The sequence below is a fragment of the Paracoccus sp. R12_2 genome, from assembly GCF_017744015.1.
In the GTDB taxonomy this organism is placed as follows: domain Bacteria; phylum Pseudomonadota; class Alphaproteobacteria; order Rhodobacterales; family Rhodobacteraceae; genus Paracoccus.
Genome location: NZ_JAGHRA010000015.1, coordinates 20,078 through 43,066, shown reverse-complemented (window position 1 = coordinate 43,066; position 22,989 = coordinate 20,078). Strand labels below are relative to the sequence as shown.

At 67.2% G+C, this 22,989-nt stretch carries 22 protein-coding genes; 13 read left to right on the top strand and 9 right to left on the bottom strand.

Going from position 1 to position 22,989, the window contains the following annotated elements; translation table 11 throughout:
- Positions 1 to 107 precede the first annotated feature (107 nt).
- The 4 genes from J7359_RS15810 to J7359_RS15795 all read right to left on the bottom strand — a co-directional run bounded on the left by J7359_RS15810 (position 108) and on the right by J7359_RS15795 (position 6,157).
- The gene (locus tag J7359_RS15810) at positions 108 to 1,241 is read right to left on the bottom strand and encodes a GNAT family N-acetyltransferase (RefSeq protein WP_209058057.1); all 1,134 of its coding nucleotides are present in this window, start codon (positions 1,239 to 1,241) and stop codon (positions 108 to 110) included.
- A gap of 186 nt (positions 1,242 to 1,427) precedes the next feature.
- Positions 1,428 to 2,183, bottom strand: coding sequence for a glycerophosphodiester phosphodiesterase family protein (locus J7359_RS15805; protein WP_209058056.1), 756 nt, complete (start codon positions 2,181 to 2,183; stop codon positions 1,428 to 1,430).
- Complete coding sequence (locus J7359_RS15800; protein WP_209058055.1) at positions 2,183 to 2,638, bottom strand: RidA family protein; 456 nt, start codon at positions 2,636 to 2,638, stop codon at positions 2,183 to 2,185. Before J7359_RS15800 ends, J7359_RS15805 begins: the two co-directional genes overlap by 1 nt.
- A 66-nt stretch (positions 2,639 to 2,704) precedes the next feature.
- Positions 2,705 to 6,157 (bottom strand): AAA family ATPase, encoded by a 3,453-nt coding sequence (locus J7359_RS15795; RefSeq protein WP_209058053.1) that lies wholly within the window; start codon positions 6,155 to 6,157, stop codon positions 2,705 to 2,707.
- A 164-nt stretch (positions 6,158 to 6,321) separates the two neighbouring features.
- Between J7359_RS15795 and J7359_RS15790 the strand changes: the two genes are divergently transcribed.
- The 3 genes from J7359_RS15790 to J7359_RS15780 all read left to right on the top strand — a co-directional run bounded on the left by J7359_RS15790 (position 6,322) and on the right by J7359_RS15780 (position 8,073).
- Positions 6,322 to 6,702 carry a CidA/LrgA family protein gene (locus J7359_RS15790; RefSeq protein ID WP_209058051.1) on the top strand — a complete coding sequence of 127 codons (381 nt, stop codon included), beginning with the start codon at positions 6,322 to 6,324 and terminating at the stop codon, positions 6,700 to 6,702.
- Entirely contained in the window at positions 6,695 to 7,414 is a 720-nt protein-coding gene (locus tag J7359_RS15785) for an LrgB family protein (protein WP_209058049.1), read from the top strand. The genes J7359_RS15790 and J7359_RS15785 overlap by 8 nt, the downstream gene beginning before the upstream one ends.
- A 422-nt stretch (positions 7,415 to 7,836) precedes the next feature.
- Entirely contained in the window at positions 7,837 to 8,073 is a 237-nt protein-coding gene (locus J7359_RS15780; protein WP_209058047.1) for a hypothetical protein, read from the top strand.
- Between the two features lie 80 nt (positions 8,074 to 8,153).
- Here the strand turns inward: J7359_RS15780 and mog are convergent, their stop codons facing one another.
- From mog to J7359_RS15765, 3 genes are all read right to left on the bottom strand, one after another.
- Positions 8,154 to 8,687 carry a molybdopterin adenylyltransferase gene (gene mog, locus J7359_RS15775; RefSeq protein WP_209058046.1) on the bottom strand — a complete coding sequence of 178 codons (534 nt, stop codon included), beginning with the start codon at positions 8,685 to 8,687 and terminating at the stop codon, positions 8,154 to 8,156.
- A gap of 40 nt (positions 8,688 to 8,727) precedes the next feature.
- On the bottom strand, positions 8,728 to 9,243 hold the full coding sequence (locus J7359_RS15770) for a DinB family protein (RefSeq protein WP_209058045.1): 516 nt from the start codon (positions 9,241 to 9,243) through the stop codon (positions 8,728 to 8,730).
- A 61-nt stretch (positions 9,244 to 9,304) separates the two neighbouring features.
- Positions 9,305 to 10,531: an argininosuccinate synthase gene (locus tag J7359_RS15765; protein ID WP_209058044.1), complete on the bottom strand. Its 1,227-nt coding sequence runs from the start codon at positions 10,529 to 10,531 to the stop codon at positions 9,305 to 9,307.
- Between the two features lie 125 nt (positions 10,532 to 10,656).
- Between J7359_RS15765 and ilvA the strand changes: the two genes are divergently transcribed.
- Together ilvA and J7359_RS15755 are read left to right on the top strand one after the other, a co-directional pair.
- Positions 10,657 to 11,904, top strand: coding sequence for a threonine ammonia-lyase IlvA (ilvA, locus tag J7359_RS15760; RefSeq protein WP_209058043.1), 1,248 nt, complete (start codon positions 10,657 to 10,659; stop codon positions 11,902 to 11,904).
- A gap of 95 nt (positions 11,905 to 11,999) precedes the next feature.
- On the top strand, positions 12,000 to 13,295 hold the full coding sequence (locus J7359_RS15755) for a fused response regulator/phosphatase (protein ID WP_209058042.1): 1,296 nt from the start codon (positions 12,000 to 12,002) through the stop codon (positions 13,293 to 13,295).
- A gap of 6 nt (positions 13,296 to 13,301) precedes the next feature.
- Here the strand turns inward: J7359_RS15755 and J7359_RS15750 are convergent, their stop codons facing one another.
- The gene (locus tag J7359_RS15750; RefSeq protein WP_209058041.1) at positions 13,302 to 13,751 is read right to left on the bottom strand and encodes an NUDIX hydrolase; all 450 of its coding nucleotides are present in this window, start codon (positions 13,749 to 13,751) and stop codon (positions 13,302 to 13,304) included.
- Between the two features lie 163 nt (positions 13,752 to 13,914).
- Here J7359_RS15750 and J7359_RS15745 point away from each other — a divergent pair, with 163 nt between their 5' ends.
- The 7 genes from J7359_RS15745 to J7359_RS15715 all read left to right on the top strand — a co-directional run bounded on the left by J7359_RS15745 (position 13,915) and on the right by J7359_RS15715 (position 21,428).
- Positions 13,915 to 14,973 (top strand): Hsp33 family molecular chaperone HslO, encoded by a 1,059-nt coding sequence (locus J7359_RS15745; protein WP_209058039.1) that lies wholly within the window; start codon positions 13,915 to 13,917, stop codon positions 14,971 to 14,973.
- Positions 14,970 to 15,560 (top strand): CoA pyrophosphatase, encoded by a 591-nt coding sequence (locus J7359_RS15740; RefSeq protein WP_209058037.1) that lies wholly within the window; start codon positions 14,970 to 14,972, stop codon positions 15,558 to 15,560. Before J7359_RS15745 ends, J7359_RS15740 begins: the two co-directional genes overlap by 4 nt.
- Positions 15,557 to 16,732: a CCA tRNA nucleotidyltransferase gene (locus J7359_RS15735; protein WP_209058035.1), complete on the top strand. Its 1,176-nt coding sequence runs from the start codon at positions 15,557 to 15,559 to the stop codon at positions 16,730 to 16,732. Before J7359_RS15740 ends, J7359_RS15735 begins: the two co-directional genes overlap by 4 nt.
- Complete coding sequence (locus J7359_RS15730) at positions 16,729 to 18,573, top strand: ABC transporter ATP-binding protein (protein WP_209058033.1); 1,845 nt, start codon at positions 16,729 to 16,731, stop codon at positions 18,571 to 18,573. The genes J7359_RS15735 and J7359_RS15730 overlap by 4 nt, the downstream gene beginning before the upstream one ends.
- Complete coding sequence (locus J7359_RS15725; RefSeq protein WP_209058031.1) at positions 18,570 to 19,793, top strand: class I SAM-dependent RNA methyltransferase; 1,224 nt, start codon at positions 18,570 to 18,572, stop codon at positions 19,791 to 19,793. The genes J7359_RS15730 and J7359_RS15725 overlap by 4 nt, the downstream gene beginning before the upstream one ends.
- A gap of 63 nt (positions 19,794 to 19,856) precedes the next feature.
- Positions 19,857 to 20,372 (top strand): L,D-transpeptidase family protein, encoded by a 516-nt coding sequence (locus tag J7359_RS15720; protein ID WP_209058029.1) that lies wholly within the window; start codon positions 19,857 to 19,859, stop codon positions 20,370 to 20,372.
- A gap of 99 nt (positions 20,373 to 20,471) precedes the next feature.
- Positions 20,472 to 21,428, top strand: a complete 957-nt coding sequence (locus J7359_RS15715; RefSeq protein WP_209058027.1) for a hypothetical protein — start codon at positions 20,472 to 20,474, stop codon at positions 21,426 to 21,428.
- Between the two features lie 48 nt (positions 21,429 to 21,476).
- On the opposite strand, the gene J7359_RS15710 is transcribed toward J7359_RS15715, so the two are convergent.
- A complete protein-coding gene (locus tag J7359_RS15710) occupies positions 21,477 to 21,989 on the bottom strand; it encodes a CAP domain-containing protein (RefSeq protein WP_209058025.1) in 513 nt (170 codons plus the stop codon).
- A 223-nt stretch (positions 21,990 to 22,212) separates the two neighbouring features.
- Here J7359_RS15710 and J7359_RS15705 point away from each other — a divergent pair, with 223 nt between their 5' ends.
- Entirely contained in the window at positions 22,213 to 22,863 is a 651-nt protein-coding gene (locus J7359_RS15705; RefSeq protein WP_209058023.1) for a L,D-transpeptidase, read from the top strand.
- The last annotated feature ends 126 nt before the right edge of the window (positions 22,864 to 22,989 follow it).

Genomic DNA, 22,989 nt, shown 5'->3' with positions numbered 1-22,989 from the left:
TTGGGCACGGGCCCAATCGCATAGATTGGTCACACACTGGGCCCTCAGGCCAAGGGATTCCGGCCCGGCGACTTATGTGTCCGCTCTCCACCCCTGCCGTTGCGCGGCTAGCCCGATTTTCGGAACGGGCCCCAATCGGTCAGAAATTCGATCTCTTGCCCCATGGCGGCGCGTTCCTGATCCAGATATTCGGCCAGTGCGCGCAGAAAACCCTCGTCGCGAACCCAGTGCAACGAATGGATTTCGGCAGGCAGATACCCCCGCGCCAGCTTGTGTTCGCCCTGCGCCCCAGCCTCGACCCGCGCCAGACCGTGAGCGATCGCATAGTCGATCGCCTGATGGTAGCACAGTTCGAAATGCAGGAAGGCGTGATCCTCGACACAGCCCCAATAACGACCGTATAGCGCGTCCGGCCCGATGAAGTTCAGCGCCCCCGCGACCGGACGTCCCTCGCGTTCGGCCAGCACCAGCAGCACGTCATCGCGCATGGTTCGCTGGACCTCGTCAAAGAAGGCGCGTGTCAGATAGGGCGTGCCCCATTTGCGGCTGCCGGTATCCTGATAGAAGACCCAGAACGCATCCCAATGTTCGGGGCGCAGATCGTCGCCGGTCAGGTGCCGGATCGTGCCGCCGAATTCCCGGGCGCGCTGACGCTCCTTGCGCAAGGCCTTGCGTTTGCGCGACGACAGGTCGGCCAGAAAATCGTCATAGTCTTGATAGTCGCGATTGAACCAGTGGAACTGCTGGGTCACGCGTGGCAGGAAACCCGCGTCCGCCCCCAGCCCGGCCTCTGCCTCTGTGCAGAAGGTGACATGCACACCCGACGCCCCGCCCCGTTCCGCAATCTGCGTCATCCCGGCCAGAAGCGCCTGCCGCACAGCGGGATCTGGCGACAGCAGCCTTGCGCCGGATGCGGGTGTGAACGGCACCGCGCATTGCAGCTTGGGGTAATAGTCACCACCGGCGCGCAGATAGGCCTGTGCCCATGCGTGATCGAAGATGTATTCGCCCTGGCTGTGGGACTTTGCATAAAGCGGCGCGGCGCCCACGATCTCGTCCCCGCGCTCGACCGTCAGATGCAGCGGCTGCCAGCCCGTGCCCTTGCCGACCGAGCCAGAGCTTTCCAGCGCATGCAGAAACCGGTGGGCGGTAAACGGATTGCCGTCGCCAAGCGCGTCCCAGCGATCGGGCGGGATGGCGGCAATGGCGGGATGCGTGGTCAGGGTCAGAGGCGCGCTCATGCGTGGCAAGCTATGCGTTGCGATCCGGTTTGTCAGCCCGCCGTGTCATCACGGGATGCGGCGCGGCCTGTACAGGGCATGCGGCCTCGAACGGCCCGCCCGCGCAGGGGGCCCGGGGGGTGCAACTCCCCCGGCCATCGCGGGACGCAAAGAGGCGCCGCGGATTTTCCGCGGCGCCCGATACTCTCAGATTTGCGGGGCATAGCCTTCGAAGGTGATGTTGTCGGCGACACGGCGCGCGGCCTCCTCCTGTTCGGGACTGCGCACTGTCCAGCACAGGATCGGCACGCCCTGTGCCTTCAAGGCATCGACACGCGGGTTGGTCAGATCCTGCCTGTCATGCGAGATGAAGGACGCGCCACAATCCGCGAAATCGTCGATGTCGGCCAGACGCTTGCGCGTCTCCTCGTCCAGCGCGGGCCAGTCCTTGCCCGGAAAACCGCAAGAGGTGATGCCGACGGCGATATCCGGCGCCAGATCGTGAAACGCCTTCACGACATGCGGATTGAACGACATCACCGCGACCGGACCCTGATAGCCCTTCACCTGGTCGGCGACGTGACCGGGCAGATCACCGATATGCGGGCCAAGGCGACCGTCCTGATCCTTGATCTCGATCAGCAGCGGCACCCGCCCGTCAACCAGCCGCAGCATGGCGGCCAGCGTCGGGATCTGCTCGTCGCTGTCCAGAAGCCGCATCCCGGCCAGGTCGTCGGGGTCGATATCCGCGATGAACCCCTGATCGCCCGCCAGCCGCGAAAGGTCATAGTCGTGAAACACCATCGGCACACCACCCGCAGCGGGCTGGATGTCCATCTCGATGGCATATCCCGCCTCGATGGCCGCCGTCGCGGCCGCCAGGCTGTTTTCGGGCACGCCCTCGCCGTGCAGGCCGCGATGCGCGATGGGCAGGCGCAGGAATTCGGGCGGCAGGCCGGCCATCACGCGACCTCGAAGATCGCCTCGATCTCGACCGCGACGCCAAGCGGCAGCGACGGGGCCGAGACGGCGGCGCGGGCGTGGCGTCCGGCATCGCCGAACACCTCGACCATCAGGTCGGAACAGCCGTTGATGACCTTGGGCTGATCGGTGAAGTCGGAGGTCGAGTTCACGAAGCCGGTCAGCTTCACGACCCGCTTGACGCCGTCCAGATCGCCGATCGCGGCTTTCAGTTGCGCAATCAAGGACAGCCCGCAGCGGCGGGCGGCGGCAGCGCCGTCCTCGACCGACATGCCGTCGCCCAACTTGCCCTTGATCAGCCCGTTCTCGTCCGCGCTGATCTGGCCCGACACGAAGATCAGGTTCCCGCTTTTCACGAAGGGCACATAATTCGCCGCCGGCGCGGGCGCGTCCGGAAGGGTGATGCCTTTTTCGGCAAGGGTCGCTTCGATGCTCATGATGGTCCTCGTCAAGCTGTGGCTCCGGACAGGCCGGATTCGGTGCGCAGCCTAGCGCGACCCAGGTCAGGCGACCAGAGCCTCGGCACGTTTCAGATCGACGCTGACAAGCTGGCTGACGCCCTGCTCGACCATGGTGACGCCGAACAGCCGGTCCATCCGCGCCATGGTCACCGCATGGTGGGTGATGATCAGGAAGCGGGTTTCCGTGCGGCGGGTCATTTCGTCCAGCAGGTCGCAGAACCGGCTGACATTGGCGTCGTCCAGCGGCGCATCGACCTCGTCCAGGACGCAGATCGGGGCCGGGTTGGCAAGGAACACCGCAAAGATCAGCGCCAGCGCAGTCAACGTCTGTTCACCGCCCGACAGCAGCGACAACGTGGACAGTTTCTTGCCCGGCGGCTGGCACATGATTTCCAGCCCGGCTTCCAGCGGGTCGTCGGATTCGACCAGCACAAGACGCGCCTCACCGCCTCCAAACAGGCTGGTGAACAGCGTCGTGAAGTTTGCGTTCACCGTGTCGAAGGCCGCCAAAAGACGTTCGCGACCCTCGCGGTTCAGGCTGCCGATCCCGGCGCGCAGCTTGCGGATCGCCTCTTCCAGATCGGTCTTTTCGCCTGCCAGCCGGTCGCGTTCCTCTTCCAGTTCGCGCTTGTCCTCCTCGGCGCGCAGATTGACCGCGCCCAGCCCGTCGCGCTGGGTGCGCAGGCGGGCGATCTTGTCTTCCAGCGCGGTCGCCGGCGTGTCGGTGTCGGCATCGCCCAGACTGTCCAGCAGGGCCTGTGGCGTGCCTTCCGTCTCATCGCGGATGCGCGCGCGCGCCGCGGCTTCGCTGTCGCGCGCAGCTTCGGCCCGTGCCTCGCGGGCGGCGCGGATCTCGCGCGCCTCGGATGCGGCGCGCTCGGCATCGCGTTCGGCATGGGCGGCCGACCGGGCCGCATCGTCGGCCACGGACAGCGCCTCGCGGGCGCGGGTCATGCGGGCCTCGGCCTCGGCCTCACGCTCGGACAGGCTATCGCGTTTCTCGGCAAGAATGGCGGGTTGTGCCTCGGCTCCTTCCAGTTCGTCGGCCGTGCCGTCGCGGCGCGCGGCCAGTTCCGAGGCGCGCGTGCCGGCCTGTTGCAGCCGCAGCTTCCAGCCCGATTCTTCCTTGGCGATCTCTTGCAGCCGCTTGATCCGCGCATTGCCTTCGCGGCGCAGTTCGTCCAGTGCGGCACGGCGTGTCATGGTGGCGATGCGCGCGGCCTCGACGCCGGTGCGGGCATTCTCGACCGCTGCCGCTGCGTCGCCGCGATCGGGCAGGTCCGACAGCGCGCGTTCCGCCTGCGTCAGCCGGCTACGGGCGTCCTGCGCGTCAGCCTGATGCCGGGCGACCTCGCCGCGCGCGGATTCCGCGCGGCTGACAGCCATCGCCAGATCCGACTCCGCCCGGGTCGCCGCGCGCGAGGCATCCGACAGCAGTCTTTCCGCATCGCGCCGGGCGTCGCGGGCGGATTTCTCGCGCCCTGCGGCATCGGCCAGCCGGGCCTTGGCCGCGTCATGCGCCTCGGCCGCGGTCGCGGCACGGGCCTCCGCCTCTTCGGCCTGCGTGGTGATCTCGTTCAGCTGATTGACCTTTTGCAGGTGCAGCGCGGCCGACGACGACGCATCCCCCGCCATCACCCGCATTCCGTCCCAGCGGAAAAGATCGCCCTGGGTCGTCACCAGCCGCTGACCGGGCTTCAGATCGGCCTGCATCGCGGCACCAGATGCGGCATTCGCCACCAGCCCCACCTGCGACAGCCGCCGGGCAAGGGCGTCCGGGCCGGAAACCTGTTCCGCCAGCGGCGTCGCGCCTTGCGGCAGCGCCTGCGGCGTGTCCCAACCCGGCAGCAGATGCCAGCCGGTTTCGCCATCCTCGGCCAGCCCGGCGCGCAGATCATCGCCAAGCGCCGCACCGAAAGCGACCTCGTATCCCTTGGCCACCCGCACCCGGTCAAGGATCGCGTGGCCATCGGACTGACCACGTTCGACCAGCCGACGCAGCGCCGCCATCTCGGCCGCCAGCGCACCGGATTCGCCCTCTGCCTCGGACCTTGCGGCACGGGCAGCGGCTTCGCCCGTCTCGGCCTCTGCCCGCGCGGCCTCGGCGTCGGCCAAGGCATCCTCCGCGGCTTCGGCACGCTGGCTTGCGGCCTCCAGCGCTGCTTCGGCGTCGCGCAGCGCCTGTTCGGCGTCGGCGCCGGTCGCAGCGGCGCGCTGCGCATTCTCATCGGCCTCGGCGGCGGCGCGTTCCGCGCGCTCCAGCATTGCCCGCAGATCCGACACCAGCCGTTCCGCCGATTGGTGCCGCGCGGCAAGCCGCGCCGATTCGTCGGTCAGTTCGGCAAGCCGCCCTTCGACCTCGCGCAGTGCCTCGGCGGCTTCGTCCGCCCAAGCAGCGGCCGCATCCAGCCGTCCGTCATGGCCCTGACCGGATTTCTCCAGCTCGGCCTTCTCCCACGACAAGCGTTCCACGACTTCGCCCGCATCGCGGTTCAGCGCCTCTTCCCGTTCGATGTCGCGATCAAGCTGTGCGATGCGCGCGGCCAACGCACGAACCGTGTCGGCGGCCCGCGCCTCGGCCTCGTCCAGCGCCTCGCGTTCGACGACCAGCCGCGACAGGATCGCCGCCGCAACCTGTTCCTCTTCGCGCAGCGGTGGCAGCGCCTGGTCCGCGGCCTCACGCCGTGCACTGGCCTCGCTTGATGCGGTTTCCGCGGCACCTGCCGCCTTTACGGCTTCGGCCATCGCTTCGGCTGCCGCCAGCCGCGCGGCCTCGGCTTCGGCCCATCGACGATACAGCAGCACACCCTCGGCCAGCCGCAGGGCCGCGCCGATCTCTCGGTATTTGGCGGCCGTGCGCGCCTGTCGGGCGAGGCTTGCGGCTTGCGTCGTCAACTGGTCCAGCGTGTCATCAACGCGGGTCAGGTTGTTCTCGGCGCCGTTCAGCTTCAATTCGGCCTCGTGCCGACGCTGATACAGGCCGCTGATCCCGGCGGCCTCTTCCAGGATCCGGCGGCGGCTTTTCGGCTTGGCGTTGATCAGTTCGCTGATCTGTCCCTGCCGGACCAGCGCGGGTGAATGCGCCCCGGTCGAGGCGTCCGCGAACAGCATCTGCACGTCGCGCGCCCGCACATCCTTGCCGGCGATCTTGTAGGCAGACCCCGCATCGCGGGTGATGCGTCGAACGATGTCGAAATGATCTTCGTCGTTGAAGCCCGCCGGCGCCAGCCTGTCGCGGTTATCAAGGGTCAACGATACCTCGGCATGGCCGCGCGCCGAGCGGCGCGAGGTTCCGGCGAAGATCACGTCCTCCATACCGTCGCCGCGCATGGCGGTGGGACGATTTTCGCCCATCACCCAGCGCAGCGCCTCGAGCAGGTTCGACTTGCCGCAGCCATTCGGCCCCACCACGCCGGTCAGACCCTCGCGGATCACCAGATCCGTGGGGTCGACAAAGCTCTTGAAGCCGTTGAGGCGGAGTCGGTCGAATCGCACGCTGGCGCTCCGTCATGTTCTGCTCGATTAGGGAATTGTCGCCCTGCCACCGCAACAAGTCAACCAAAACCCCAGATATGGGATCGCACGAATAGTTATCCACAAGATGCGCGCCCGTCGTGATGCCGCTGGCCTAAATGCACGGACGGCGCTAGCGTCCCGGCATGATCGCGACGCTTGCCATTATCCTGTCCTTCCAGCTTGTCGGTGAAATCGCCGCCCGAGCGCTAGACCTGCCATTGCCCGGCCCCGTCGTCGGGCTGCTGCTGCTTGTCGCGACCTGCATCCTGCGACCGTCGATCGCCGAACGGATCCGGCCCACGACGCTGGGGCTGCTGCAACATCTGTCGCTGTTCTTCGTTCCGGCGGGCGTGGGCATCGTCGCGCATTGGGGATTGCTGCGCGAATACGGGCTTGGGCTTGCACTGGCGCTGGCGGGATCGACGGTGCTGGCCATCGGCGCAGGCGCGCTGGCCTTCACCGCGGTGGCACGGCTGACTGGGTCCGAGGATCCGTCGGCGATGAAAGCACCCGGCGATGACTGATCCGCTGCTGATCTGGTCCTATCTGTCCGAAGGTCCGCTGCTTTGGCTGACCGCGACGCTGGTCGCCTATCTGATCGGCGACGCCGTATTTCGCGCAACCCACAGGAAAAGCTGGGCGAATCCGGTGCTGATCGCGGTTGTCGTGCTTGGCCTGCTGCTGTGGGGCACCGGCACGGATTACGCGACCTATTTCGAGGGCGCGCAGTTCGTCCACTTCATGCTGGGGCCTGCAACAGTGGCGCTGGGACTGCCGCTTTACGACAATCTTCCGCGCGTCAAGAAGGCCGCCTGGCCGATGCTGGCGGGGCTTGTCGTGGGATCGTCGGTCGCCGTCCTCTCGGCGCTGGCGATTGCGAAAGCCTTTGGAATCCAAGGCTCTGTGCTGGCGTCGCTGGCACCTAAATCCACCACCGCGCCGGTCGCCATCGGCATCGCGGAACGGATCGGAGGCCAGCCCACGCTGACCGCCGCACTGGTCCTGCTGACCGGCATCTTCGGTGCGATCATCGTCACGCCGCTGCTGAACGCGCTGCGGGTCAGGGACTGGCGCGCAAGGGGGTTTTCGGTGGGCGTCGCGGCGCACGGGATCGGCACCGCCCGCGCCTTTCAGGTGAACGAGACCGCGGGCGCCTTTTCCGGCATCGGCATGGGGCTGAACGCGGTGCTGACGGCGATCATCGCCCCCCTTGCGCTGCGACTGTTCGGCGGCTGAGGCGTTGCGCAACGGGGCGGGCGTTGCGTGAGGCCGGTTTACCACGTCCATCCGCGACAGGCCCAGGAATTGCTGGATTTTTCGCTGCACATCCCGTCCACCGGGGCGGCACCGGGCGTGCACAGCGCGTACACAGGCAACGCACGGTCGCCTGACCCTGTTGCGGGTCGCATGGTTCGACAATCGGCGATGACAAGGATGTATTCTGCCGCAGACTTCCCATATAGAGGGGTGTAACCCGGCATTTTCGCGGGGCGTCACGGAGATCTTGCGATCATCACCCGCCCAAGCCTACATCACGGCCGCGACGCAAACCGTCATAGATACGGCACCGGGGATTCCCGACGACACCGGATCCGGGGCACAGAACCCCGCCCGTCGGGACCTTCACACCGCATGCCAATATTTTCAGGGAGAGCCATGTGACGCGCAAAAGCAAACCAAGCCCGCTGTTCGGCCAGTATTTCAAACCGCCGGAAACGCTTCAGGACCGCACGACCGCGGCCGCCATGCAGATCATCGACGAGGATCGGGCGCGCCGGGACGAGCAATCAGCAAAGCTGAAGGAGGCACGGCTGGAACGGGACGAAAAGCGCGCGGCAGACGCACAGGCACAGGTCGAGCCCAAGGCGCGCCCATCCCGCAAGAAATCCGGCTGAGGCGGTCGCCGCGCAGCGCGTGGGGATGCTTGCAAGATCGTGAAGTGACGAACACACCGGCTTTCCGGTGCCGGCACAGGTCACTTTGCCTTCGGGCGGAACGCCCGGATCTTCGCCGGGTCAGTGTCGATATAGCCGGCACCAAGCAGGTCCAGACAATAGGGCACCGCCGCGAACACCGCGTTCAGGCAGGTGGCGATGGCCGAGGGTTTGCCGGGGATGGTGATGATCAGCGTGGCATCGCGGCTGACCGCCGTCTGGCGCGACAGGATCGCGGTCGGCACCTCGCGCAAGCTGGCGCGGCGCATTTCCTCGCCGAAGCCCGGATATTCGCGGTGGGCGATGTCCATGACCGCCTCGGGCGTCTGATCGCGGGGCGCGGGGCCGGTGCCGCCGGTCACCAGGATCAGGTCGGCGCCGCCCTCAACCAGATCGCGCAGCTTCGCGGCCACGACATCGCGGCCATCGGGCACGATGTGGCGATCGATCTGGACCGGAGAGGTGATCACGTCGCGCAGCCACTCCTCGGCACCCGGCCCGCCCTTGTCTGCGTATTCGCCGCGCGCAGCACGGTCCGAAACGGTCAGGATGGCGATGCGGGCGGGACGGGTCATGGGCGGGGCCTTTCGGTCTGGGGCGTTGCGACGCGGAGGATCACGCCGTCGCGTAGTCGTCCGGCATGAACGGGATGTCGGTGTCGCCGGGCCGTTCCCCGGCGGCGGTCAGCATCGCGTGAATCTGGCCGCGATGATGGGTCTGGTGGTTGAAGATATGCATCACCACGAGGCGCTTTGGCTTGCTGAGTTCGCGCCCCATCGCGCCCGAAAACCAGGTCAGATCGCCGTCAAACCAGTCTGCCCGGACGCCCTTGGCCCAGGTCAGCATCTTGTCGTCGAGATCGGTCCGCGCGTCCCGGAAATCGTCCCAGCCGCCGTCGAAGTTCACCGAGTCCGCGATGCCGCCCGCCGGTGCCGTGACATCGGAAAAGCGGCTCATCCAGATCCGGTCGGCCCAGTAGATGTGATGAAAGGTCTTTTCGATCGATCCGAAGAACGCGCCCCTGTCCAGCGCAAGCTGATCGACGCCGATCCTGTCCGCCGCACGCAGCAGGTTCGCGTTCTGCCAGCGGTTATACCGTGCCATCGTCAGGGCATAGTCCGGGCTCGCCATGGCCATCCTCCGTCCGCCGGGAACGGGGCCGCGCGGCAGGCGCGGCCCCATCTCTCTTTCCTTATTTCACCCGCGCGTTGCGATTGCCGATCAGTTTCAGCCGCAGGGCGTTCAGTTTGATGAAGCCCGCCGCGTCCTTCTGGTCATAGGCGCCGGCGTCGTCCTCGAAGGTGACATGGGCTTCGCTGTAAAGCGAGTGATCCGACCAGCGGCCGACGCAGGTGACGCTGCCCTTGTAGAGTTTCAGCCGGACGGTGCCGGTGACATGTTCCTGCGATTTGTCGATGGCGGCCTGCAGCATCTCGCGTTCGGGGCTGAACCAGAAGCCGTTATAGATCAATTCGGCATAGCGCGGCATCAGGCTGTCCTTCAGATGGCCTGCGCCGCTGTCCAGCGTGATCTGTTCGATGCCGCGATGGGCCTCCAGCAGGATCGTGCCGCCGGGGGTTTCATAGATGCCGCGCGACTTCATGCCGACAAAGCGGTTCTCGACGAAATCCAGCCGGCCGATGCCATGCTTGTGCCCGTACTGGTTCAGATCGGTCAGGATCGTGGCGGGCGACAGTTTGGCGCCGTTGATCGCCACCGCGTCGCCACGTTCGAAGGTCACCTCGATATATTCGGGCGTGTCGGGGGCGTCCTCGGGGTTCACGGTCCGCTGATAGACATATTCCGGGGCCTCGACGGCGGGATCCTCCAGCGCCTTGCCCTCGCTGCTGGTGTGCAGCAGGTTGGCATCGACGCTGAACGGCGCCTCGCCGCGCTTGTCCTTGGCGATGGGGATCTGGTTCTGTTCGGCGAATTCCAGCAGTTTCGTGCGCGAGGACAGGTTCCATTCCCGCCAGGGCGCGATGACCCGGATCGCCGGGTCCAGCGCATAGGCGGACAGTTCGAAGCGGACCTGGTCGTTGCCCTTGCCGGTCGCGCCATGGGCCACCGCATCGGCGCCGTGCTGATGGGCCAGTTCCACCAGCCGCTTGGAAATCAGCGGCCGGGCAATCGAGGTGCCCAGCAGGTAAAGTCCTTCGTACAAGGCATTGGCGCGGAACATCGGGAAGACGAAATCGCGCACGAATTCCTCGCGCAGATCCTCGATATGGATGTTCTGGGGGGCGATGCCCAGCATCTCGGCCTTCTGGCGCGCGGGTTCCAGCTCCTCTCCCTGACCCAGATCGGCGGTGAAGGTGATGACCTCGCAGCCATATTCGGTCTGCAGCCATTTCAGGATGATCGAGGTGTCGAGCCCCCCGGAATAGGCGAGGACGACTTTCTTCGGCGCGTCGGACATGGCGGAACCCTTTTCGAATTTCCGTGGGGGAATACGGCCAATCGCGCGCGCTCACAAGGGCCGGACGACCGGCAAGCGCCCCAGCCCCTTGCCAAACCGGCGCTTTCGCGGCATGGGCAGCGGTTATGGAAAACTTTGTCGCCTCCGTCCGGAATGCCGAGGCCGCGCTTCGCGACCTGTTCGAGCCAACGCCGCTGCAACGCAACGACCACCTGTCGGCGAAATATGGCGCCGATATCTGGCTGAAGCGCGAAGACCTGACGCCGGTGCGCAGCTACAAGCTGCGCGGCGCCTTCAACGCGATGCGCAAGCTGATGGACGGAACGCCCGGCAGCAATGCCCATTTCGTCTGCGCCAGCGCCGGAAACCACGCGCAAGGCGTGGCCTATGCGTGTCGCCATTTCGGCGCGCGCGGCACGATCTTCATGCCGATCACCACGCCCCAGCAGAAGATCCACAAGACACAGCTTTTCGGGGGTGATGCGGTCGAAATCGTGCTGACCGGCGATTATTTCGACCAGACGCTGGCCGCGGCGCAGGCCTTCTGCGCCGAGAAGCAGGCGCAGTTCCTGTCGCCTTTCGACGCCCCCGACATCATCGAGGGGCAGGCCACGGTGGGGCTGGAGATGCTGGGCCAGCTTGGCCGGGCGCCGGATCTGGTGGTGTTGCCGGTGGGCGGCGGCGGCCTGTCGGCGGGGGTCACCCGTTATTTGGGCGAGACCGCGCCCGCGACGCAATTCGCCTTTGCCGAGCCGCTTGGCGGGGCCAGCCTGAAGGCCGCGCTGGAAACCGGCGCGCCCGTCGCCCTGCCTGCGGTGGACAGTTTCGTGGACGGCGCGGCGGTCGCCCGGATCGGTGGCCTGCCCTTCGAGGCGCTGCGCCGCTTTTCGCCCTCGGACGTGTATCTGGCGCCCGAGGACCGGATCTGCCGGACCATGCTGGAGATGCTGAATACCGAAGGCGTGGTGCTGGAACCCGCCGGGGCGCTGGCGCTGGATGTGCTGGGCGATCTGGGCGATCTGGGCGGCAAGACCGTGGTCTGCGTCTGTTCGGGCGGGAATTTCGACTTCGAGCGGCTGCCCGAGGTCAAGGAACGCGCGCAGCGGTTCAGCGGCGTGAAAAAATATTTCGTTCTGCGCATGCCGCAGCGCCCCGGCGCGCTGCGCGACTTCCTGCAGCTTCTGGGACCGGATGATGACATCGCGCGATTCGAGTACCTGAAGAAGTCGGCGCGCAATTTCGGCTCGGTCCTGATCGGGATCGAAACGACGGAACCGGACAACCTGATCACGCTGGCCCGCAGGCTGAGCGATGCCGGGTTCGCCTATCGCGACATCACCAACGACACGATTCTGGCTGAGCTGCTGGTCTGATCGCGGCACGCCGAGGCCGCAGATAGGCACAGTTTGAACGAAACGCCCGGACGGGTTTACCGCGTCTTTACGCGGCCGGATCTAGAACGGCGATCATGACAGCCGCGAATCGACCCTCTGCCGTTCCCCCCCCCCCTGCCACCGGTGCCGTCCGACGGGCGCGCAGTGTGCTGCTGGTCGATCACGACCGGCCGCAGCGCGACCTGATCGCACGGCAGTTGCGGCGCGCGGGGTATCGGGTGTCGGTGGCTGCGGACGGCGATGCCGCGCTGGCCGCCTGCGATGAGGACGAGCCGGATCTGATCCTGTCGGACTGGACGATGCCGGACATGTCCGGGCTGGAGTTGTGCCGTGCGTTCCGCAGGCGGGATCGCAGCGGACACGGCTATTTCATCCTGCTGACCTCGGACGCGGACGAGGCCGACATCGCCCGCGGACTGGAAGCGGGGGCCGACGATTTCCTGACCAAGCCGGTCGCCGGGCAGGAACTGCTGGCGCGTCTGTCGGCGGGCGAGCGGATCCTGCGCGTTGAAGAGGAACTGCGTGCCAGCAACGACCAGCTGCGCAAGGCACTGGATGCGCTGCGCGAAACCCAGTCCGCCATCGACCGCGACCTGCGCGAGGCGCGCAAGCTGCAACAGGGGCTGGTGCGCGAACGCGCGGGCCGGTTCGGGCCAATCCAGCTGTCGCTGCTGCTGCGGCCTGCGGGGCATATCGGCGGCGATCTGGTGGGTTTCTTCCCGATCAGCCGCGACCGGGTCGGGCTTTACGCGCTGGACGTCTCGGGGCACGGGGTCACGGCGGCGCTGCTGACCGCCCAGCTTTCCGTGCATCTGTCGGGCGCATCGGATCAGAACGTTGCGCTGCGCGCCGCGCAATCGGGCAGCGACGCCGTGCCGCCCGCGGCGCTGGCGCATTTCTTCAACAACATGATGCTGGAGGAGATGAACACCGACACCTATTTCACGATGATCTATGCCGAACTGAACCACGCCACCGGACAGGTCCAGATGGTTCAGGCGGGCCATCCCCATCCGGTGCTGCAGAAACAGGACGGGCGGGTCATCAGGATCGGCGATGGCGGCATGCCGGTGGGGGTGTTCGAACGGCCGATCTTCGACGAGATCGAGTTCCGGATGGAGCCGGGAGACCGGCTGCTGATCACCTCGGACGGGATCACCGAGGCGACGACCCCCGGCGGACGAATGCTGGGCGACGAGGGGCTTGAGGCGATCATGCGCACGAACGCCTTCCTGGGCGGACACGCCTTTCTGGAATCGATGGCGTGGTCGGTATCGGAATACTGCCGTGGCGAACGCCCCGACGACATGTCGGCGGTGCTGGTCGAATATCTGCGACCCGCCGACCCGGTCAGCCTGCCGGGCCGCTGATCGCGGCTACAGAAGACCGGCCGCAATGGCCCGTTCCAAGAACCTCCTTCCGCCGGGATCGGCAAGCCGGTCCAGCGCCTGCGCGGGTGTCATCCAATGGGCGCTGTGGCCCGCCTCGCGCGGCGGGCCGCGCCGCAGGATCGGACGGCCAAGCCAGACCGAACACAGCTTTTCGGCCATCAGGTCGTAGTCTGGCATGAAACAGCAGCGCCGATAGGCCCCAAGCCGCCGCAGCCCGCCGACCGTCCAGCCGGTTTCCTCCATCACCTCGCGGTGCAGCGCCGGCAGGGGGCTTTCGCCCGGATCGACGCCGCCGCCGGGCAGCTGGTATTCGGGGCGGGGCGCGGTCTGATGGGTCAGCAGGATCCGCCCGTCGCGCACCAGGATCGCATAGGCGCCGGGGCGGCGGCGATAGGTTGCGCTGGCGCGCGGTGGCGGGCCGAGGCGGGGAATCATGATCGCTCCTGCTAGCACTGCGGAACCGATGCATAGCCCGGCTGATGCCGACGGGCAAACCGTGCCGCGCGCGCCCCCTTGGGATCGGCGGCGAAAGGATTATATTGGGGCGCGACCCGGCCCGCGCCCGGCGCGGTGCCAGAACGAACTTCAAGGATACGCCATGAGCATGATCAACCGGATCGCCTGGGACGACACGGTTCTGCCCTTTCAACTGGACCGTTCGTCGATCCGTGGTCGCGTCGCGCGGCTGGATGGCGTGCTGGACCACATCCTGTCGCGGCACGCCTATCCGGCCCCGGTCAGCGCGCTGGTTGCCGAGCTGGCGCTGCTGGCGGCGCTGATCGGGCCGACCATCAAGCTGCGCTGGAAACTGAGCCTGCAGGTGCGCGGCAACGGCGCGGTGCGCACCATTGCCGCCGACTACTATGCCCCCGAAAGCGAGGGCGCCCCGGCCCGCATCCGCGCCTGGGCCAGTTTCGACACCGACCGGCTGGACGACCGCCCCGCGTTCGAGCAGATCGGCGACGGTTACTTCGCGATCCTGATCGACCAGGGTCAGGGTTCGCAGCCCTATCAGGGCATCACGCCCCTGTCGGGGGGATCGCTGTCGTCCTGCGCGCAGACCTATTTCGCGCAGTCCGAACAGTTGCCGACCCGGTTTTCGCTGGCCCATGGCCGGTCGCAATTGTCGGGCGAGCCCGAACACTGGCGCGCCGGCGGCGTGATGCTGCAGACCCTGCCGGCCCAGCCGATGGATGCGGGGGACGGCGGCAGCGGCGAAGGCGGGCTGATCGAGGCGGCCGATATCCTGCAGGGCGCCGAATCCGAGGACTGGAACCGCGCCAATATCCTGCTGGACACGGTCGAGACGCTGGAACTGATCGGCCCCAAGGTCGGGCCGACCGACCTGCTGCTGCGGCTGTTCCACGAGGAAGCGCCGCGCGTCTTCGACACGCAGCGGGTCGAGTTCGGCTGTTCCTGCACCTCGGACCGGGTGCGCGACACGCTGTCGATCTATTCGGCCAAGGACATCGCCCACATGACCACGGACGAAGGCATCGTCACCGCCGACTGCCAGTTCTGCGGCGCGCATTACGAGTTCGATCCCAACAGCCTCGGTTTCGAGGCGACCGTCGATGCTGACGGCCAGCCGATCGCGCAGGACGGCCGCGAGGACGGCGACGATGACGATGACGCGCAGGACAGGGCGGCCGAGTGACGCAGGGCTGGTCGGAATCGCGGCTGCGCGCGGCGCTGGCGGACAGGGCCGGGCCAAGTTCGGATTACGATCTGGACAACGCCCCCCTGCCCGACGCGCCGACACGGCCTGCCGGGGTTCTGGCCGCGTTTCACGAGGATGACGGGCGGCTGGTGCTGACCAAGCGCGCCTCGGGGCTGCGGCACCATCCGGGACAGATCGCGCTGCCGGGCGGCAAGGTCGACCCGGGCGACGACGACGAGATCGCGGCGGCGCTGCGCGAGGCCCGCGAAGAGGTCGGGCTGGACCCTGCGCAGGTCGATCTGATCGGCACGCTGGCGCCGCACCGGACCGTGACCGGCTTTGTCATGACGCCGGTCATCGGCATCATTCGTGGCCCGTTCGTCCCGGTCGCCGAACCCGGCGAGGTCGACGAGGTGTTCACCCTGCCCTTCGCCCATGTCGCCGACCCGGCGCAGTACCGCGTCGAACGGCGCCGCTGGCGCGGCGGCTGGCGCAGCTATCACGTCGCCCCCTGGGGACCCTATTACCTGTGGGGCGCGACGGCACGGATCATGCTGGGCCTTGCGCACAGGCTGAACCGATGACCCGGCTGCCCGCGGATCTGTTGCGCGATCCGGGCCTTGGCGCGGTTCTGGACGCCATAGAGGCTGGCGGCCATCGCGGGTTTCTGGTCGGCGGCGCGGTGCGCAACGCGCTGATCGGGCGCGCGGTGGACGACATCGACATCGCCACCGACGCGCGGCCCGAGACGGTGGTGCAACTGGCGCGCGATGCCGGTCTGAAGCCGGTGCCGACCGGGATCGACCACGGCACGATCACCGTTGTGGCCGACCATCGGGGCTTCGAGGTCACGACGTTCCGGCGCGATGTGGAAACCGACGGACGGCGCGCGGTCGTCGCCTTCTCGGATGATCTGGTCGAGGATGCGCGGCGCCGCGATTTCACCATGAACGCGCTTTATGCCGACCGCGACGGCACTGTGATCGACCCGGTCGGCGGGCTGCCTGATCTGGCCGCGGGCCGGTTGCGGTTCGTGGGCGATCCGCAGGCGCGCATCCGCGAGGATTATCTGCGCATCCTGCGCTTTTTCCGCTTTCTGGCGTGGTATGGGCGCGAGGCCGATCCCGATGCCGTCGCCGCCTGCGCGAGGCTGAAGGACGGGCTGGCGCAGATCGCGCGCGAACGGATCGGGGCCGAGATCAGGAAGCTGCTGGCCGCGCCCGATCCCGCGCCTTCGGTCGCGCTGATGGACAGCACCGGCGTTCTGGCGCAGATCCTGCCCGGCGCGAAGGCCGACACCCTGCCCGCCCTGATCGCAGCCGAGGCGGCAACCGATCCCGCGACCACCCCGTCGTGGCAGCGCAGGCTGGCCTGCCTGCGGGTTCCGCAGGTCGGCGATGCGCTGCGGCTGTCGCGAAACGATGCCCGGGGACAGCAGGTGCTGGCCGACGCGCTGCAGGCCGGATGGTCGCTGGACGAGGCGGGCTATCGGCTGGGTGCCGAGGTGGCGACCGACCATGCGCTGATCCGCGCCGCGTCGGGTCAGGCCCTGCCCGACGGCTGGACCGAGAGGCTGCATCATGCGGCGGGCGCCACGCTGCCCATCGGCGCGCGCGACCTGATGCCCTGCCTGCAGGGCGCCGAGGTCGGGCGTGGCCTGCAGGCCGCCGAGGCAATGTGGATCGCAGGCGATTTCGCGGTCCCTGCCCCGGCCCTGATCGACGCCGCGATTCTGGCCGGAAAGGGCGCGCCATGAGCCTGCATCAGCGTTTCGGGCGCATGGTCGATGCCTTTCGCCCCGCCGACGGGCCGCCGCCCGACACGCTGCTGGCGTTCTTTCGCTGGTGCCTGTCGGGCGCGTGGCGCGGCCTTGGCGTCGCTGCGGTCGCCTCGGCCATGGGCGGTGCGGCGGACGTGATCGCCGCGATGCTTCTGGGGCGCGTCGTCGACGCGGTCAGCGGCACCGCGACCGCGGGATTCTGGTCGCAGAACTGGCTGTTGATCACGCTGTTCATCGCGTTCTTCCTGATCCTGCGCCCGGCGATCTTCGGCCTGTCCACGGCCAGTTCCAGCGTCATCATCGGCCCCAATATCCTGCCACTGGTGCTGTCGCGCCTGCATCGCTGGACGATGGGCCATGCGGTGACGTTCTTCGACGATGATTTCGCCGGACGGCTGGCGCAAAAGCAGATGCAGACCGCCCGTGCCGTGACCGACGTCGCCAGCGAGATGGTGAACGTGGTGGCCTTCGCTCTGGCCTCGGTCATCGGCTCGGCGGTGTTCCTGCTGTCGGTCGATGGCTGGGGGGCGGTCGCGCTGATCCTGTGGCTTTTGGTCTATTTTGCGCTGATCCGGTTCTTTCTGCCGCGCATCCGGCAACGGTCTGGCGCCCGCGCCTCGGCCCGCGCGATGGTGACCGGGCAGGTCGTGGACACGATCACCAATATCAAGACGGTCAAGCTGTTCGCCCATGCCGAGCACGAGGATCGCGCCGCCCTTGGCGCGATGGCGGGGTTCCGCGAACGGGCGCTGGATTTCGGCATCGTGTCCACATGGTTCCGGCTGTCGCTGATGATCGTGGCAGGGGTGCTGCCGGTAATCCTTGTCGGCGGGTCGATCATCCTGTGGCGGCAGGGCCTGGCGACGCCCGGCGACATCGCGGCCTCGGGCGCGATCGCGATGCGGCTGAGCCAGATGACCGGCTGGGTCAGCATGGCGCTGATGGGGGTATGGGGCAGCATCGGCGAGGTCGAGGACGGCATGAAGACGCTGTCGCCGCCGCATGCGCTGACCGATGCGCCGGACGCCGCGACGCTGGACCGGGTGCAGGGCCGGATCGGGTTCGATCACGTCGATTTCGCCTATGGGCGCGATGCGGGCGGGCTGCGCGACCTGACGCTGGACATCGCGCCGGGCGAGAAGGTGGGGATCGTCGGTGCATCCGGCGCCGGGAAATCGACGCTGGTTGCCCTGTTGCTGCGGCTTTACGACGTGGAACGCGGCGCGATCCGTATCGATGGTCAGGATCTGCGCCGGATCACGCAGGAAAGCCTGCGCCGTCAGATCGGGATGGTCACGCAGGAAACCGCGATGTTCAACCGGTCGGCACGTGACAACATCCTGTATGGCCGGCCCGATGCCTCGGATGCCGAGATCGAGGCGGCGGCGCGGGCCGCCGAGGCGCACGAGTTCATCCTGGGGCTTCAGGATCACGCCGGGCGCACGGGATATGACGCGCATCTGGGCGAACGGGGCGTCAAGCTGTCGGGCGGGCAGCGGCAGCGGATCGCGCTGGCCCGCGCCTTCGTCAAGGACGCGCCGATCCTGGTCCTGGACGAGGCGACCAGCGCGCTGGACAGCGAGGTCGAGGCGCAGGTGCAGGACGCGCTGGCCCGGGCGATGCATGGCAAGACGGTGCTGGCCATCGCCCACCGGCTGTCCACCATCGCCGAACTGGACCGGATCATCGTCATGGATGCCGGGCGCATCGTCGAACAGGGCACGCATGCCGAGTTGCTGGCCCAGGGCGGGCTGTATGCCCGGTACTGGAACCGTCAGTCGGGCGGGTTTCTGGGCACCGAAGAGGCCGCCGAGTGAGCATCTGGCGGATCGAAAGGCTGGGGCGGCGCGGCGACGGTGTCGCGGTGGGCGATCAGGCCCGGGCGCTGGCCCCGCTGACCCTGCCCGGCGAGGTGATCGAGGGCGAGGCCGCGGAGGGTCGGATCGCCGCGCCGCGCATTCTCACCGCCTCGGCCGACCGGATAAAGCCGGTCTGCGGGCATTACCGCGCCTGCGGGGGTTGTTCGCTGATGCATGCCACCGAGGATTTTACCACCGCGTGGAAGCGGCAGGTGGTCGAGACGGCACTGGCCGCGCAGGGTCTGGATGCGCCGGTCGCGGGGGTCCATGTGTCGCCGCTGCGGTCGCGGCGGCGGGCGGTGCTGTCGGCGCGGCGGACGAAAAAGGGCGCGCTGGTCGGGTTTCACTCCCGCGCCTCGGATGTGATCGTGGATCTTGCCGATTGCCATGTCATGCACCCTCGGATCGTCGCGGCGCTGCCCTTGCTGAACCGGATCGTCGCCGCGGGCGCATCGCGGTCGGCCGAAATGACGCTGACGGTGATCCACGGCCCGGCCGGGCTGGACGTTGCGGCGCGGGGCGGCAAGGCGCTGGATACGGAACTGTTCCAGACGCTGGCCGCGCTGTGCGATCAGGGTGATCTGGCGCGACTGGACTGGGACGGCCAGCCGATCACCCGCCGTGCGCCGGCCCTGCCGATGGGGCGGGCGCAGGTCGTGCCGCCGCCGGGGGCGTTCCTGCAGGCCACAGCCGAGGGCGAGGCGGCGCTGCTGGCCGCCGTGCGCGAGATCACGTCAGGTGCATCGATGATCGCCGATCTGTTCGCCGGCTGCGGCACCTTCAGCCTGCCGCTGGCACAGATCGCCCCGGTCCACGCGGTCGAGGGGCTGGGCGCGCCGCTGGCCGCGCTGGATGCCGGATGGCGCAACGCGCAGGGGCTGCACCGCATCACCACCGAGATTCGCGATCTTGCCCGCAACCCCTTGCTGGCCGACGAAATTGCCCGCTTTGACGCAATCGTGATCGACCCGCCCCGAGCGGGTGCCGAGGCGCAATGCCGCCAGATCGCTGCCTCGGGGATTGATAAGATCGCCTTCGTCGCCTGCGATCCGGTGAATTTTGCAAGGGATGCGCGGATATTGGCCGAGGGCGGACTGCATCTGGCGCGGCTGTGGGTGGTCGATCAGTTCCGCTTTTCCCCGCATGTCGAGATCGTCGCGCAGATCCTGCGCCGCTAGCCCGGTTACGGGTTTCGTGCTAATCAAGGCGCATAAAAACAAGACATACCATCCGAGGCAGTGATGTATCGAGCAACCCGACGGAGCGTCACCATTTCGCTGCTGGCCATGCTGGCGGCGTGCGGTTCCACGAAATCCAGGTTCAAGACCTATAACGGCCCCCCGGTGACGCAGGTCGTCGTCAACAAGGGCAAGCGGCGGATGTATCTGCTGAACAACCAGACCGTGCTGAAGTCCTATGACATCGGCCTGGGCAACGAGCCGATCGGCACCAAGCAGTTCGAGGGCGACGGCAAGACCCCCGAGGGCGTCTATTTCATCGACCGCTTCAACCCGCGCAGCGCCTATCACCTGTCGGTGGGTGTCTCTTATCCGAACGAACGCGACACCGCCTTCGCCGAGGCGCTGGGTCAGAAGCCCGGCGGTGACATCTTCATCCATGGCTGGGGGCCCGAGGGCAACGCGCTTGCACCCAAGAAGCGCGACTGGACGGCGGGATGCATCGCGGTCAAGGACGAAGAGATCGAGGATGTCTACGCCATGCTGCGCCCCGGCGTGCCGATCGTCATCTATCCCTGATTGCATGTCGGCTGCCTGCGGACCAACGGGCAGCCGGATCATCAGCGCCGAGACAAGACACGTGATGTCCGATCCCGCCGATCACGGCAGAGCCGCAAAATGAAGTTTGCTGTGCTTCCGCTTCTGTTCATGCTGGCCGCGCCCGGCATGGCCCGATCGGCACCGGGCGTGATGCAGGTCATCGATACCGCCGAACGGCCGCTTGCCCTGTCGATCTGGTATCCCGCAGAAGCAGACGCGTCGGTCACGGTCGGCGCAAACGCGGTGTTCGAGGGCGCCCCCGCGGCCGCGGATGCGCCGGTCCCGTCAGGCCGGTTGCCGCTGGTCATGCTGTCCCATGGCGGTCTGAGATCCGCCGCAAATTCCGGCGCATGGCTTGCTGCGGCCCTGGCACAAGCGGGGTTTCTGGTGGTCGAGGTGAACGGCCCCCGCCCAGAGAACCCGCGGCAGGCCGTCGATGAAATCTGGCGCCGTCCCGACGATATCCGCGATGCTCTGGATCTGGTTCTTGGCGATCCTGTCTGGTCGGATCACGCGGACAGGGACAAGATCGCCGTCGCGGGCTTCGCCCTTGGCGGCACGGCGGCCCTGTCCATCGCGGGGCGCAGGCTTGACCCGGACGGATACCTTCGCAGTTGTTCAGGCGACGACGCGGGCGGCCCCGACTGCGCATGGTTCGCGGCCCATGATGTCGCGCCCGAACAGGTGGACAGGGACAGGCTTGACCGATCTCGGCGCGATTTGCGGATCGGCGCGGCTGTTGCGCTGGACCCGGAATATGCGGCGGCCTTTGTAGGCGACGCGGCGTCCGACGCGGTCCCCACGCTGCTGATCCTGTCGGACAAACAGAAATCCATCGCCGGCAACGGCATTCAGGATCTGCCCCAGGCCAGCCCCTTCGACGCGTTTCCGGTCTGCACCGCCAAGGGCGCCCGGATCCTGCTGGAAGACGGGGGCGATCCGGCGCTGTGCGGCCCATCGCCCGAGGCCCGGAAACAGGCCCATGCCCGTATCGGCAAGGCGATCATCGCGTTTCTGAACGGCTTGCGCGACTAGGCAGATGATGCCGTCGGCCACGAGGAACGTGGCCCGGACAGGCTGCTGTTACGCCCCGGTCAGCAGCGTCCACCAAACCTTGCCCGAGGGTTCCTGATACCAGGCAATGCCCAGATTGGTCGCGGCGGGGTCCATGATCACATCGCGGGTGTCACGCTCGGCCATCCAGGCATTCAACGTCTGGATGTCGTTTTCATAGGTTTCCGAGATATTCTCGCCAGCCACATGGCCAAGATAGCCCTGCGCGCGCACCCGGTCCAGCGGCGACGAGCCGTCAGACCCCCAATGCCAGGCCCGGTTCTGCGCCGCCATGTCACGCGAATGGGCCAGCGCCGCGGCGCTGAGTTGCGGGTTCAGGGTCAGTGGCGCCGCGCCAGTATTGGCGCGCAGCATGTTGATTTGCTGCAACACACGGCCGGGAATTTCCGCAGCCTCGCGCTGATCGATGCGATAGGCGACCGGCAGCGGCTGTCCGTCAGTGCCCAGTTGCGGCGCGGTGCGCGGCTGGCAGGCAGCCAGCGCGATCAGCGACATCACCGCAAGCAACTTGAATTTCAACATTATCGGCATCCCTCAAAGGCGTCAGGCGAAGGTCTATCCAATGCCACGCGCCGCTTCAAACGCAAGAATCCGTGAGCGGCCAAAGGTGTTGCAGCGCCGCCTCTGACAGCGGTTTGTGATTTGCCCGAAACCCGTGAAACGCGTATATATTTCGCCATCCGCATGAGGCGGAGCAGTCAAGGCCGTCCGCAAGAACGGCCATCCGAACGAAGGACATATGCCGATGCGCAGATCATCTGCCCTCAACCGCCGGGCCTTCTTGGGTTCGGCCGCAGCGCTTGGCGCGGCCGGTCTGGCGCTGCCGTCCGTCGCGCAGCAGTTCGACCCCTATACAGGCCAGCCGATCGTCGGCGCGACTACTGGCGCAACGCCGGATGCGGGGGCGGTGCAGTACGACGCCCAGACCAACCAGCGCCACAACATTTCCAGCTTCCGCGCACAGGACTGGCGGCCCTATTTCGAACATCTGACCAATGGTGCGATCCTGTGCGACATCACCTCGCGCGCGGTGCATTTCTGGTCCGAGGACGAAAGCGTCTATCGCGTCTATCCGTCGTCGATCCCGGTCAGCCAAGACCTGACTCGCACCGGCCGGACCGAGGTGATCCGCAAGGTTGAAGGACCGTCCTGGGCACCCACGCCCGAGATGAAGGAACGCAATCCCGAATGGCCGGATTTCGTGCCGCCGGGCCCGGACAACCCGCTTGGTACTCATGCGCTGTATCTGTCCTGGCAGTATTACCGCATCCACGGCACGCACGACACGCGCAAGATCGGCCGGAAATCGTCTAACGGCTGCATCGGTCTGTATAACGAACATATCCAGGAATTGTTCGGGTTGTCGAATGTCGGCACGCAGGTGCTGCTGATCTGACTTCCAGAGTGGGGCCGCGAGGCCCCCTTTTTCAGTTTGCCGCGACAACGTCAGCCGGGCGCCGTCTCGGTTGACGCGCCTGGGCCGGTCTTCTCGACGCTCTGTCACGCGGAACCGCCCATGCAG

What these genes read in the sequence shown, in the direction of transcription:
- J7359_RS15790 (WP_209058051.1), top strand. Translation starts at nt 6,322, where the DNA reads ATGATCGCGACGCTTGCCATTATCCTGTCCTTCCAGCTTGTCGGTGAA.
- J7359_RS15710 (WP_209058025.1), bottom strand. Translation starts at nt 21,989, where the DNA reads ATGTTGAAATTCAAGTTGCTTGCGGTGATGTCGCTGATCGCGCTGGCT.
- mog (WP_209058046.1), bottom strand. Translation starts at nt 8,687, where the DNA reads ATGACCCGTCCCGCCCGCATCGCCATCCTGACCGTTTCGGACCGTGCT.
- J7359_RS15715 (WP_209058027.1), top strand. Translation starts at nt 20,472, where the DNA reads ATGAAGTTTGCTGTGCTTCCGCTTCTGTTCATGCTGGCCGCGCCCGGC.
- J7359_RS15720 (WP_209058029.1), top strand. Translation starts at nt 19,857, where the DNA reads ATGTATCGAGCAACCCGACGGAGCGTCACCATTTCGCTGCTGGCCATG.
- J7359_RS15705 (WP_209058023.1), top strand. Translation starts at nt 22,213, where the DNA reads ATGCGCAGATCATCTGCCCTCAACCGCCGGGCCTTCTTGGGTTCGGCC.
- J7359_RS15730 (WP_209058033.1), top strand. Translation starts at nt 16,729, where the DNA reads ATGAGCCTGCATCAGCGTTTCGGGCGCATGGTCGATGCCTTTCGCCCC.
- J7359_RS15765 (WP_209058044.1), bottom strand. Translation starts at nt 10,531, where the DNA reads ATGTCCGACGCGCCGAAGAAAGTCGTCCTCGCCTATTCCGGGGGGCTC.
- J7359_RS15770 (WP_209058045.1), bottom strand. Translation starts at nt 9,243, where the DNA reads ATGGCGAGCCCGGACTATGCCCTGACGATGGCACGGTATAACCGCTGG.
- J7359_RS15785 (WP_209058049.1), top strand. Translation starts at nt 6,695, where the DNA reads ATGACTGATCCGCTGCTGATCTGGTCCTATCTGTCCGAAGGTCCGCTG.
- ilvA (WP_209058043.1), top strand. Translation starts at nt 10,657, where the DNA reads ATGGAAAACTTTGTCGCCTCCGTCCGGAATGCCGAGGCCGCGCTTCGC.
- J7359_RS15805 (WP_209058056.1), bottom strand. Translation starts at nt 2,183, where the DNA reads ATGGCCGGCCTGCCGCCCGAATTCCTGCGCCTGCCCATCGCGCATCGC.
- J7359_RS15745 (WP_209058039.1), top strand. Translation starts at nt 13,915, where the DNA reads ATGAGCATGATCAACCGGATCGCCTGGGACGACACGGTTCTGCCCTTT.
- J7359_RS15735 (WP_209058035.1), top strand. Translation starts at nt 15,557, where the DNA reads ATGACCCGGCTGCCCGCGGATCTGTTGCGCGATCCGGGCCTTGGCGCG.
- J7359_RS15800 (WP_209058055.1), bottom strand. Translation starts at nt 2,638, where the DNA reads ATGAGCATCGAAGCGACCCTTGCCGAAAAAGGCATCACCCTTCCGGAC.
- J7359_RS15750 (WP_209058041.1), bottom strand. Translation starts at nt 13,751, where the DNA reads ATGATTCCCCGCCTCGGCCCGCCACCGCGCGCCAGCGCAACCTATCGC.
- J7359_RS15755 (WP_209058042.1), top strand. Translation starts at nt 12,000, where the DNA reads ATGACAGCCGCGAATCGACCCTCTGCCGTTCCCCCCCCCCCTGCCACC.
- J7359_RS15810 (WP_209058057.1), bottom strand. Translation starts at nt 1,241, where the DNA reads ATGAGCGCGCCTCTGACCCTGACCACGCATCCCGCCATTGCCGCCATC.